This is a genomic window from Pseudarthrobacter sulfonivorans, from assembly GCF_024391045.1.
GTDB lineage: Bacteria > Actinomycetota > Actinomycetes > Actinomycetales > Micrococcaceae > Arthrobacter > Arthrobacter sulfonivorans_B.
On record NZ_JANFCZ010000014.1, the window covers coordinates 39,193 to 51,172 of the forward strand.

The 11,980-nt window shown below is 66.7% G+C and carries 9 protein-coding genes, 1 tRNA gene and 1 other RNA gene; 4 read left to right on the plus strand and 7 right to left on the minus strand.

The window, feature by feature from the left end; genetic code table 11:
- The 4 genes from recR to NQJ30_RS11025 all read right to left on the minus strand — a co-directional run bounded on the left by recR (position 1) and on the right by NQJ30_RS11025 (position 4,532).
- Entirely contained in the window at positions 1 to 600 is a 600-nt protein-coding gene (gene recR / locus NQJ30_RS11010) for a recombination mediator RecR (protein ID WP_255769965.1), read from the minus strand.
- A 63-nt stretch (positions 601 to 663) separates the two neighbouring features.
- Complete coding sequence (locus NQJ30_RS11015) at positions 664 to 3,924, minus strand: DNA polymerase III subunit gamma and tau (protein WP_255769966.1); 3,261 nt, start codon at positions 3,922 to 3,924, stop codon at positions 664 to 666.
- Positions 3,925 to 3,987: 63 nt separating this feature from the next.
- Positions 3,988 to 4,084: signal recognition particle sRNA small type (gene ffs, locus NQJ30_RS11020), an RNA gene on the minus strand.
- Positions 4,085 to 4,205: 121 nt separating this feature from the next.
- A complete protein-coding gene (locus NQJ30_RS11025) occupies positions 4,206 to 4,532 on the minus strand; it encodes a hypothetical protein (protein WP_255769967.1) in 327 nt (108 codons plus the stop codon).
- Positions 4,533 to 4,819: 287 nt separating this feature from the next.
- Between NQJ30_RS11025 and NQJ30_RS11030 the strand changes: the two genes are divergently transcribed.
- Positions 4,820 to 4,907: transfer RNA gene (locus tag NQJ30_RS11030), tRNA-Ser, on the plus strand.
- Between the two features lie 54 nt (positions 4,908 to 4,961).
- On the opposite strand, the gene NQJ30_RS11035 is transcribed toward NQJ30_RS11030, so the two are convergent.
- Positions 4,962 to 5,879: an oxygenase MpaB family protein gene (locus NQJ30_RS11035; protein WP_255769968.1), complete on the minus strand. Its 918-nt coding sequence runs from the start codon at positions 5,877 to 5,879 to the stop codon at positions 4,962 to 4,964.
- Between the two features lie 162 nt (positions 5,880 to 6,041).
- Here NQJ30_RS11035 and NQJ30_RS11040 point away from each other — a divergent pair, with 162 nt between their 5' ends.
- The 3 genes from NQJ30_RS11040 (at position 6,042) to NQJ30_RS11050 (ending at position 9,221) form a co-directional block, all read left to right on the plus strand.
- Positions 6,042 to 7,559 (plus strand): M23 family metallopeptidase, encoded by a 1,518-nt coding sequence (locus NQJ30_RS11040; protein ID WP_255769969.1) that lies wholly within the window; start codon positions 6,042 to 6,044, stop codon positions 7,557 to 7,559.
- Positions 7,560 to 7,614: 55 nt separating this feature from the next.
- Positions 7,615 to 8,163, plus strand: a complete 549-nt coding sequence (locus NQJ30_RS11045) for a glutathione peroxidase (protein WP_255769970.1) — start codon at positions 7,615 to 7,617, stop codon at positions 8,161 to 8,163.
- 128 nt (positions 8,164 to 8,291) lie between these two features.
- Positions 8,292 to 9,221 (plus strand): phosphodiesterase, encoded by a 930-nt coding sequence (locus tag NQJ30_RS11050; protein WP_255769971.1) that lies wholly within the window; start codon positions 8,292 to 8,294, stop codon positions 9,219 to 9,221.
- A 52-nt stretch (positions 9,222 to 9,273) separates the two neighbouring features.
- Here the strand turns inward: NQJ30_RS11050 and NQJ30_RS11055 are convergent, their stop codons facing one another.
- Both NQJ30_RS11055 and NQJ30_RS11060 read right to left on the minus strand, forming a co-directional pair.
- Entirely contained in the window at positions 9,274 to 10,689 is a 1,416-nt protein-coding gene (locus NQJ30_RS11055) for a stealth family protein (RefSeq protein WP_304664035.1), read from the minus strand.
- A gap of 299 nt (positions 10,690 to 10,988) precedes the next feature.
- Positions 10,989 to 11,918 (minus strand): hypothetical protein, encoded by a 930-nt coding sequence (locus tag NQJ30_RS11060; protein ID WP_255769973.1) that lies wholly within the window; start codon positions 11,916 to 11,918, stop codon positions 10,989 to 10,991.
- Positions 11,919 to 11,980: the final 62 nt, after the last annotated feature.

Here is an 11,980-nt window from a genome sequence, read left to right on the forward strand (position 1 = left end):
CTAGGTCAGGGCGTTACGGCGGCCTTCGAAGGCGCGTCCGAGGGTGACCTCGTCGGCGTACTCAAGGTCGCCGCCCACGGGCAGGCCCGAGGCGAGCCGGGTGACGGCGATGCCGATGGTCTTCAGCATCCGGGCAAGGTAGGTCGCCGTCGCTTCACCCTCGAGGTTGGGGTCGGTGGCGATGATCACTTCCTGGATGGCGCCGTCGTTCAGCCGAGTCAGGAGTTCACGGATCCGCAACTGCTCCGGTCCCACCCCCGCGATGGGGTTTATGGCACCGCCGAGTACGTGATACCGGCCACGGAAGGAGCGGGTGCGTTCCACCGCGAGCACGTCCTTGGATTCCTCCACCACACAGATGACGGACGGGTCGCGCCGCGGATCCCGGCAGATGTTGCACAGGTCCTGCTCGGTGACGTTGCCGCACACGGTGCAGAATTTGACCCGCTCCTTCACCGTGGTGATGGCTTCGACGAGCCGTTTCATATCCTGGGGATCGGCTTCGAGGATGTGGAAGGCAAGCCGTTGGGCGGACTTGGGACCGACTCCGGGAAGGCGTCCGAGCTCGTCGATCAGCTCTTGGACTGCGCCTTCGTACACGTTTTCCTCTTTTGGCTTGGTTTGGATGGTGAATGCAACGGCGGCTGCGGCTGCGGCGCGCGGCTAGAAACGGGGAACGATCGGGGTTCCGTCCGGGGAGCGCTCCTCGATCAGTTTCCCGCCCAGAATACGCTCGACGGCGGCACGTCCGAAGACCCCCGATTCCTCGATCGTTTCATCGTCCGCACTCGGGATGTCCTGAACATACGTCGCGGTTTCCGCGCGGGCAGGGGCTTTGGCGCGCCCGGCCTCGGCCTCAGGACTGTTAGAAAGCCGCTGGTACAGACTTTGCCGTGCCTGGGCCGCCGAAGCGGACGTTGCCCGGGCGGGTTGCAGGGGTGCCGGAGCCACGGCGGCCGCCACAGGTTGTACCGGCGCCGACGACGCCATGGCATACTCGCGGACCTCGGCCCGGCCATGGCCGGCAGCGTCCGGGACCGGCGCTGCAGGGTGGCTTGCCGGCCCACCGGGTTCGCGTGCGGCACCGGCGGGGTCGCCCAAGGGACGGCTGGGCGCTGCCGGCGGCAGGCCCCAGCTGGCGTCGGCTGCAGACTGCGTGCTGACCGCGGCCGGGGGAACCTGGGCGGTGGCAGGCTCGTAGTCAGGTGCCGGCGCGGCAACGGTTTCCTCCGCACCGGATGTCGCCGGCCTTTTCCCAACGTTTGGTTCTGTGCCTATGACCCAAACGCCGGGAGCCTGCTCGACGGCGCGACCCCAGGGATCGTGCGACGTGTCTGCCGGTGGAGTGACTGCGGCAGCGCCGGCGACGGGTGGCGTGCTGACGGCGGCCTGCGGCCGGGCACCCTTGGCGGCGGGCTGTTTGCCGGTCCGGTGCGCGGCGGCCCCGGGCTGGACGCCTGCCGGCACCGACTTCGCCGCCGTGCGCCGTGGTTCGGCCGGAGCCGATGGATCCCAATCCATGGGCGGTTCCTCCTCCAGCGGAGGAGCGTCCTCGTCCCGGGGGGGACCCCAGCCGTCGTCGGAGTAGGCGTAGGAGCCGGCATCGGGCTCGGTGGGACGTGGCTGAACCTGCGGGCCCGGCACCTGTTCACGGCGGGGCTCTTCGGCAAGGGCGTTGTCGACTGGCTTGTGCGAAGCCGGCCCCACACTTGGTGGGGCCGCCTGTGTCGCGGCAGGGGCTGCGGTTGGAGGAGCGTACGCAACAGGGGCCGCTTCGGTGACCGGAGCGGTGTCGGCGGAAGGGGCCGCTTCGGCGGGCGCGGCCACGTGGGTAGGGGGCGCAGTATAGGCAGGCGGGGCCGCAGCGCTCGCCGCCGGTGCCAGTCCCCAGGCTACGTCCGCCGAGCTGGGCGTGGAGTGCGGGGGCTGTGGGCTAGCGGGTGCTTTTGGGTTTGGCTCAGAGCTCGCTGAACTGTTGGCGGCACCGGCGACGGCGGTGATCTGGCAGTCGATGCCCACTGTTTTGTGGATCGCCTGACGGAGGTTCTCCGAGTGGTCAGCCCGGCCGAAAGCGCCCGCCAAACCTGATGTGGTGAAAGCGAGCGTCAGGACCTGGCCATCGAAGGCGCCTACCTGGGCGTTCGGTTCCACCAGGGCCCAGGTGCTGCGCTTGATCTTGGACAGCGTCTGAAGGACCTCGGGCCAGGCACGGCGCAGGACCTCAACGTCGCCTGTCGCGGCGGGGCCGGCGGGGCCGACGGGGCCAGCGGGGCTGGCCGGGCCAGCCGGAACGGAGGGCGCCGAAGGGGCAGGCCGCTGCTGCGGGGCTGCCGGGGGACGGGTGCCGGCGGACTCGTCCACCGGCCAGTCGTTGGTGCTGACCCGCGGCGGCGTGAGCGGTGTCCGGCCATCGTTGGCCCCTGCTGCGTGCTGCCCTGCAAGGCCGGAACCGGGCTGGGCTGCCGGCGGGGAGGCAGGCGCTGAGGACTCCGGTGCGGACAGTATTGAGGAAGCGGCGGCCGCAGGAACCGGAGACGCCTGAGCCGCTGCTGCCTGAGCGGGCACTTCAGGGGCGGAGGCCGCCGGAGCAGAGGTCGCCGACGGCCGTGCCGCTGGCGCCGGACTTGCCGGCACCTCTGGAGCCGGTGCCGGGACGGCCTGATCGGGAGCGGCCGAAACGGGAGCAGCCTGAACAGGGGCGGCCGGGACGGCCGTGCCTGCCGGGGTGGCAGCCCCGGCGTCGGCGTTCCCGCCGTAGTTCAGCCGGCGCTCCACGCGGTCGATCCGGGCAGCGATCCCGCGTTCGGTCTGTTCCGAACTGGGGAGCAGGATGCGGGCGCAAAGGAGTTCCAGGTGGAGCCGGGGCGACGTGGCACCGGTCATTTCCGTCAGTGCCGTGTTGGTGACGTCTGCGGCGCGGGACAATTCAGCGGCGCCCAGGTTGTGCGCCTGGTTCTGAAGCCTGGCGATCTGGTCCGCCGGCATGCCGCGGAGGATCACCTGTGCGCTTTCGGGCATCGCCTGGACAATGATGAGGTCGCGGAAGCGTTCCAGCAGGTCCTCGACGAACCGGCGGGGGTCGTGGCCGGTCTGGATGACGCGGTCCACCGCCTTGAAGACGGTGCCGGCATCGGAGGCAGCGACGGCCTCCACCACGTCATCGAGCAGTGACGCGTGCGTGTAGCCGAGGAGGGCCACGGCAAGCTCGTAGTCCAGGCCGTTGGCGCCGGCGCCGGCCATCAGCTGGTCCAGTACGGACAGGGAATCGCGGACCGATCCGCCGCCGGCCCTGACCACCAGGGACAGCACGCCCGGGGCAACGGGAACGTTTTCCCGGTTGCACAGCAGTTCCAGGTACGCCATCAGCGGCTCGGGCGGTACCAGCCGGAACGGGTAGTGGTGGGTGCGGGAGCGGATGGTGCCGATGACTTTGTCCGGCTCCGTGGTGGCGAAGATGAACTTGATGTGCTCCGGCGGCTCTTCGACGATCTTGAGGAGGGCGTTGAAGCCGGCCGGCGTGACCATGTGGGCCTCATCGATGATGAAGATCTTGTAGCGGTCACGCACAGGGGCGTAGGTTGCGCGTTCGCGAAGGTCGCGGGCGTCGTCCACGCCGCCGTGGCTGGCGGCGTCGATCTCGATGACGTCAAGGGATCCGGAACCGCCGCGCGCAAGTTCAACGCAGCTGGGGCAGGTTCCGCAGGGAGTGTCCGTGGGGCCCTGGGCGCAGTTCAGGCAGCGGGCCAGGATCCTGGCGGACGTGGTCTTGCCGCAGCCGCGGGGACCGGAGAAAAGGTAGGCGTGATTGACGCGGTTTTTACGCAGTGCCGTCATGAGCGGCTCCGTGACATGTTCCTGCCCAATAACGTCAGCGAAGGAGTCCGGACGGTATCTGCGGTACAGGGCGGTGGTTGTAACAGTCACGGAAAAACCCTACCAATCCGGGCCGACATTCAGTCCCTCGCGGGCGGTCGCCCTGTGGGCAATAGTAAAGACCCCCCATGCACCCGCCAGAGCCCGTTTACCCTTGCTACCTTCCGGTCCTGGGGGAGTTCAACAGGATGACGCCACATGAGGGGCCGCAGATAACTTTACCCGAACTTTTGGTGTGGCTCGAACCGGCCCCGGCGGGTGGCCGGTTTGCCGGGCTCTCCCCCTGAGGGTGGCCAGTTCACCCGGGCCCGGGCCCGGGTACGGTGCACGCGTCACTGTCGCCAGCCGTTGACGGGCCAGGTCATAAAGGCAGGTTCCTCGTAGGGGTGGGCGGCGCGCAGGGCCAGCACCACGCCGTCGAGCATCCCTTCCTCCACAACGCACTCGATCCGCAGCTCCGGCACCCGTTCGCCCGACCCAACCTTACCGACGAAGGGCTCGGCGCCCGGCAGCGGGGTAAACCGGCCGGTTCCCGGGGCCACAAAAGAGCAATGGGAGTAGTTTCCTAACCTGCCCGCGCCGGCATCGCCGATGGCCCGGAGCAGCGCCTCAGCGTGGGCCTCCGGTACGTACACCACCAGGGCGTGCAGCTGTGTCATGGCTTCATCCTGCCAGCGCCAGCGGAAATGAGGGCAATTTTCGTTGCTTATCCGGCGGACAAGGCCGATCATGGGTATGTACACCGATTGGGGCAATCTCAAGATTGTGAGCTGCGGGGCCTGGCTGGAGGGCCGGACCCGGCAGCTCAACGGTGTTCCGTAGGAATGGGCGCATTGGGGGCGTCCATTTTGACGTTAACGGACGCTCGCGGAGGCCGGCCGGGCCCGATTGGGAGATGCTGGAATGTTCAGGTAGTCTAGTACCTGCTTTTGATTCAGAAGCAGCTGGAGAATTCGCCTAGCGGCCTATGGCGCACGCCTGGAACGCGTGTTGGGTTAACGCCCTCGGGGGTTCAAATCCCCCATTCTCCGCCAACCGAAAACCCGGTTCTGACCCAGTCAGGACCGGGTTTTCGTTTTCCCTTTCGGTCAGCTGTCCAGGTATCCGAGCCGGCGGAGCCGCGACCGGGCAGCCTGCTCGCTGGGTCCGGGGCCGCGACCCAGGGCAAAATGTACGACGCCGAGAGTCACCTTCGTCGCCAGCCTCACCGGGAGCGGGAAGGGCCCCAGCCGCGGAATCTTCAGTCCCAGCATCTGGCGGTAGTGCGGTTCCAGGCTATAGACGGCGCCGGCGAAGACGATCCGGTAGCCTGGCCGCAGTAAGGGGTGCAGGGGCGGGTTGCGGATGAAACCGACGGTCTCGGCGACCCGGCTATCCGCCAGCAAATCGCCGTTACGGTAGTAGTTGTCCAGTTGCCGCCGCATCTCCGCAACGGTGAGGGGCGGATCCAGCACTCCCATCAGTCGTCCGGCCTGGGCCCATTCCCGCACATACGCATCAGGTCCGCCCGGGATGCTGCCGCCCCAGATCTCATGGGAGGTGACGAACGCGTCAACGAACGCAAGGTGAACCCACCGTGCCAGTTCGGGATCGTTGGCCGAGTAGGAATGCACGGAGCCGTCCCGGTCGCTGTAAATGCCCTGGACCGGCGCGTGCAGGCGCCGCACCCGCGCCGATGCTTCTTCGGCCGCGGCAGTCGAGCCGTACGTGACAGTGAAGATCCACTGGATGGTCCGGGCCAGCCTCCGGAGCGGATCTGCCCGGAAGTCGGAGTGCTCATGGACGCCGGCCAGGGCGGCGGGGTGCAGCGACTGCATAAGCAGCGCCCGGATGCCGGCCACAATGGGGGTCATTGACCCGTGCACTGCCCAGACAGCTGACCCCGGAAGGTGATAGCCGGCGTCGTTCCCCTCCGCCAACCGGGGTACCCACTCGGGCAGGGCGTCCGCACTTCCGGTGAAGACGCGCTTCAGTTCGCCCTGCCATTCCCTGAGGAAATTGCGCATGAAACCATTCTTGCCCATGGCCGGGCGGAGAGGGGTTGCCGCAGAATCCACAAGTATTCCTCAAGGTCTGGGCAAGGGGTTCACAGCCCGGGGGTTGTGTGGTCCCATGGGATGGAAAGCTCGTCCGGATTGGGGTCTGACGGGCCAACCGGGAGTCAGCGAGTGGGAAATCATTGGGGTTCCGGCCGGGACAAGAAGTCTCCAGGCGCCTGCGCGACGGCGGCGCGCGCCCTGGCAGCCGGCGCGGCCATCGTTGCGGCTGCTTTTGCACTTGGAATGCCTGCCGTCCCGGCACTGCAAACCGGCAGCGCTGCGGCGCATACCGTCACCGACCAGGTGGGCGGCTCCGCCCTGAATCCCGCCATCCTCACAGACGGCAGGTCCCTGGTCCCGTTCGGCCGCACCTTGGTCAGGACCATCGCAAAGGACGGCAAGGCTCCGCTGAATGTGGCCTCCGCCCAGCTGAAGCGGCCGCCTGAAGGCTCCCTGATGGCGCCCCTTGAAGCACTCACGGCGAGCTCGCCCTTCGGGTTCCGCGTCAGTCCCATCACGGGCCAAACGGGGGACTTCCACCTGGGCCAGGACTTTGCCGCGGCTTGCGGCACCAGGGTCTATGCCGCCGACAGCGGCGTGGTTCGGGCCGCCGGATGGCATCCCTGGGGCGGTGGCAACCGCGTGGAAATTGACCACGGCAACGGGCTGATCACCACTTACAACCACCTGGAGGCCATCGCCGTCCGGACAGGGGACTCGGTGCAGGTGGGCCAGGTCATCGCACGGGTGGGAACCACCGGGTGGTCCACGGGATGCCACCTGCATTTTGAGACCATCCTCGACGGCGTACACACCAATCCACTGGACTGGACGCTCCTGCCGATCCATCAGGTGGACACGCTGGCGGACATCCCCATGATCAGTTACGAGGGCAAGGCCGCGGACGGGGCCACAGCCCAGCGCTGGGCCATCCCGGTTGCCACGGACAACAGCCACACCGTCCTCCATGGGGAAGACGAACTGCCGGCACCCCCTGCCGGGACGCCCAGCGTCCCGGCGACGGGAACCGCCACGCCAACGCCAACGCCGTCTCCGTCGACCACCGCCCCGGCGACGGGATCCGCGACAGGTTCGGCACCGCCGACGTCGTCGGGTACCGCACCGCCGACTAGTACGCCCTCTGGCACTGCCACGCCGTCTGGCTCCCCGTCGGGTACTGCCACGCCGACTGGTTCGCCGACGGGTACTGCCACGCCGACTGGTTCCCCGACAGGTTCGGCGCCGCCGACATCGTCGGGTACCGCACCTGCGACTGGGACGCCGTCGACGGGAACCACCGCGCCGGCCACTGGTACAGCACCACCGGCCACTACAGCGCCGCCCCCGCCTGCCACGACGGCAGCGCCTGCACCGCCGCCTCCTGCCACGACGGCAGCGCCTGCACCGCCGCCTCCTGCCACGACGGCAGCGCCTGCACCGCCGCCTCCTGCCACGACGGCAGCGCCTGCACCGCCGCCTCCTGCCACGACGCCAGCGCCCGCACCGCCGCCTCCTGCCACGACGGCAGCGCCCGCACCGCCGCCTGCCACGACTGTGGCACCCGCGCCCGCAACACCGGCGGCGCCAACGCCCGCCGCTCCGACCGGCACAACAACAACCCCGGAGCCCGCCCCAAGGAAACCCTGACAGAAAACTCTCAGCGTGAGCCCGTACTCTTGATGGTTGGCAACGAATCACCTGCATGACCAACCTCTCGAAGGACGGCGCTGTGACCTCTCTGTACACCATCCCGCTGACGCTCAACGACGGCACCCGGACCGACTTCGGCCGGTTCAAGGGAGACGTGGTGATGGTGGTCAATGTGGCGTCGCAATGCGGACTGACGCCGCAATACGCCGGGCTCGAAACCCTCTTTGAGAAATTCCGGGACCGCGGTTTCCAGATCCTCGGGGTGCCGTGCAACCAGTTCGCCGGCCAGGAGCCCGGCACTGACAGCGAGATCGCGGAGTTCTGCGAGCGGAACTTCGGTGTTTCCTTCCCGCTGACGGCCAAGGCCAACGTGCGGGGCAAGGACCAGCATCCGCTCTACGGAGAGCTGACCAAATTCAAGACCAGCGTGCTGCCCGGCCTGGTGAAGTGGAACTTTGAAAAGTTCCTGATTAGCCGTGCGGGCGAGGTGGTGGCACGCTTCGCCCCCACCGTCGAGCCCGACTCCGCCGAAGTCCTTCAGGCCATTGAGCAGGCCCTGGCCGAATTAAATGAACCGAAGTCACCCCACGTCATTCCGTAGCGGAAATCTTCTGCTTTTTTCCAACTTGCCCGCGCAAATTTACCCAAACTTTCCCCAATATCTGGTTTGATAAAGGTTACTGAAGGGTAGAAGGGAAACGCCGTTTCCCACCAACCACAGAGGCAGCAATGAAGCACATCGAGGCCGAACATCCCCGGCCACGCCACTTCCTTCTCCACCTGAGCGACCCCCACCTGATGGGAGGTCCAGATCCCCTTTACGGCGCAGTTGACAGCGAATCCAAGCTCATTCAGCTTTTCGATGAGGTCCGGGCCTCAGGGGCACGGCCCGAGGCCGTGATCTTCACCGGTGACCTGGCGGATGAAGGCCACCCGGAGGCCTACGCCAAGCTGCGGGCCATTGTCGATCCGGCCTGCGAAGACCTGGGCGCCCAGGTCATCTGGGCCATGGGAAACCACGACAACCGGGCCAACTTCCGGACCGGTCTACTGGACCAGCCCGCCAGCGATGCACCCGTGGACCACAGCTACTTCATCAACGGCCTGCGCGTGATCACACTGGACACCACGGTGCCTGGCTACCACCACGGCGAGCTGAGCGACTCGCAGCTGGAGTGGCTGGCCCGTGAGCTGGAGACACCTGCCCCCGACGGCACCATCCTCGCGCTCCACCATCCGCCGGTCCCGTCCGTCCTGGACCTCGCCGTCCTGGTGGAACTGCGCGACCAGGCAAGCCTTGCCGCCGTGGTCCGCAACTCGGATGTCCGGACCATTCTGGCCGGGCACCTGCATTACTCAACCACCGCCACCTTCGCCGGGATTCCCGTGTCCGTGGCATCAGCCACGTGCTACACCCAGGATCTCAACGTTGCAGTGGGGGGCACCCGTGGCCGGGATGGCGGGCAGGCATTCAACCTGGTGCACGTCTACGAACACACCATCGTCCACTCCGTGGTGCCGTTGGGCAGCGCGCCCACTGTGGGCGAGCATGTGACCGCCGAAATGACCGCGCAGCGCCTCGCAGCGGCCGGCATTAGCATCCCGGAGAAAGCAAAGGGCGCATCGCCCGCCAAGGTTCCCCTGGGCTTCGCTACCTAGAGGCAGCCCGGGGCTGGGGTGCGGCCGTGATTCCAGAGCCACGGTTCCGGTGTCAGAGTTCCCAGGGCGCCTTGATCGGGTAGTACTTCTCCAGGAAGTCGGTCACCAGGTGGGCCCGCTCGTCCGCCGGGACTTCCGGGAAGCTGCCGTCGTTGAGGCAGAAGAAATCCATGTTCCGTTTGGACAGCAGCTTGGGCAGATAGTTCAGCCCGGCCCGCATGGTGGTGTCCACATAGCGCACCTTGGCAGCGGTCTGGGTGACTGCCCGGCCGGTGAGCAGCGCGTAGTAGTGGTAGAAGGAATTGGTCACCGAGATGTTGTCTGCGGCGCGGAACCTGCTGGCCGCTGTCTTCCGGAACTCCTCGGGGAACTCCTGCTCCATGGTGGCCACCACGCTGCGCCGCAGGGGAGCGGCCGTGTGCTCCAGGTGCCGGGTGGTGATCCGTCCAAAACGGTCCCAGAGCAGCTTTCGGTTCACACGTGCGGCGTTTTCGAAGCCGCTTCGCTCGGCGTCATTATCGCCCAGCCCGATCCGGGTCTCAGCCTCGATGAATTTGGTGATGCCGCCCGGTGTGAAGAACATGTCCGGGCCCACGGCGCGGCCGAAGAACATGTCATCGTTGGAGTAAAGGAAGTGCTCGGAGAGCCCCTCAATGTTGTGGAGCTGGCATTCCACAGCCTGCGAGTTGTGCGTCGGCAGGACTGACGGGTCCGCGAAGAACTCCTCGCTGCGCACGATGGTCACCGACGGGTGCTCTGCCAGCCACTCCGGGGCGGGGGAGTCCGTGGCAATGAAGATGCGGCGGATCCAGGGCGCAAACATGTAGACGGAACGCAGCGCGTATTTGAGTTCGTTGATCTGCCGGAAGCGGGCTTCATGATCGTCGCCTTCGCCAAGGACAACACCCTGCTGCTGGGCGCGGCGGGCGGCAATGTATTCCGGTGAGCTGCCGTCCACCCAGGAGAACACGAGATCGATGTCGAAGCTGATGTCGCTGGCATGGTCAGCGAACATGTTTTCAATGGTGGGCCACGTGTTGCCGTACCGCTCCACGGTTCCGCGGACGGCGTCCTGGGCGAGCATGGTCCGCCGGGTGAGGGAATTCTCGATGGGCAGGATGATCTGGTTGCCCTCGAAGCTCCAGAGTTCGATCTGGACGCCCGCGGACGAGCCGAACTCGAAGCCGCCGTCCGGTTCGACCCGAGGCCGGTACAAACGGAAGATGCGGGCCTGCCGGTTGGGGGAGAGCTCGCCGTCGGCCACCAGTACGGAGGACTTCTTCTTGGCGTCAACCGTCATGGAGTAGACGGGCTCGTTGCGGCAGGCTTCCACCAGGGCAGTCCGGAGTTTCTTGCGGTTCGCCCAGTCCAGGGCGATAACCGGGCGGTCGTTGTTTCCACGCACCAGCAGGTAGTCCAGGCCGGCGCCGGACAGCACGTTGCGCAGGAACATCAGGTCCTCAACCATGGCCTGGTACGGCGTCCGGTTGTGGTTGATCAGGGCATAGCGGCCCTTGTGTCGGACCACGTCCTCGCGGTGCTTGAGCCGGGCCTCGGCAGCCGGAGACGTCACCTCCGCATGTGCGCGCGGTTCTACGGATGCCTGGCCGCCGTAGTAGATCTCTTCCTGGACAGGTGCTTCTGTAATGGTTGTCTCCGTCGCGGCTAATGGTAAGCGTTCTTATCTGAATAATAGCGCGGCGCCCAAAATTGCCCGCCGCGACTGAGGGGCGCATAGGTCGGACGGCCGCACGGCCCGGCAGCGGCTCAGTTTTCCACGGCCTCCCGCCAGCTGCGAAGGAAAGCCGCACCGGCGTCGTCGTGGATTACCTCGTTGCCAAGCCCCAGGTCCGCTGCGGTGAGGACCTCATAGGGTTTAACCGGAACACCGTCCGCCGGCCGGACATCAACGTGCTTCACGGGATGGTCGTTGTGGTGCAACCAATCGGCCATGGCGTAGTCCGTGCGGGAATCGCCCATGGTCCGCCAGGCCTGCGGCGTGATGCCCTGGGCTGCCAACAGTTCCACCGCCCTGCCGGCTCCCAGGTCCTTGCCCAGCCGCACCGACTCAATATCGGTGGAAATGATGGTGGGGTCAACGCGGTAGTCCACGGAGTCGTCGGAATTCGGAGCGTGATGGTCCAGACGGACCACCCCCAGGCCATGGCGGGCCATCAGGTCCACGGCGTCCGTGTCAAAGAGCTGCTGCTCGGCGAGGTAGTCCGCGGACGGGACCTTGATGTGCTGCTCCACGGACACCATGGCCCGCTTGGTCTCGTCAAAGAACATATGGGCCGAGTAGTCCTCCGCTACCAGCCTGCGGACGTCATCACCGTATGCCTTGGGCACGGCCAGCTCGTGGTCAACGTGGATGGGGCCGGGGCCGGCGGCGGTGTAGCTGAACCAGACGGCGCCCTTTTCGCAGATGGCGTGGATGACGGTTCCGGACGGCATGCCGGCGGCGATCATGGGTTCCATGACCTGTTCGCGAATGAAGGCATCGGAGCGGCCGGTGTTGAAAATGACAGGAATTCCGGCAGCAGCCAGGGCCACCATGTCCGTTATGATCCCGGGCTGAACGTCCCGGGTGACCGGGCTCGCCACGGGGCCGTCCACGTCGAGCAGGAGGGCCAGCGGCGGTGACGACAGCTGGCGGACACCGGACATGGAAGCGGCAGGAATTTCGGGTGCAGTCATGGCTCCATTGTGTCAGCCGGAGGCGTGTGACGGATGGTCACTGTTTGGCTACAACCTTGGAA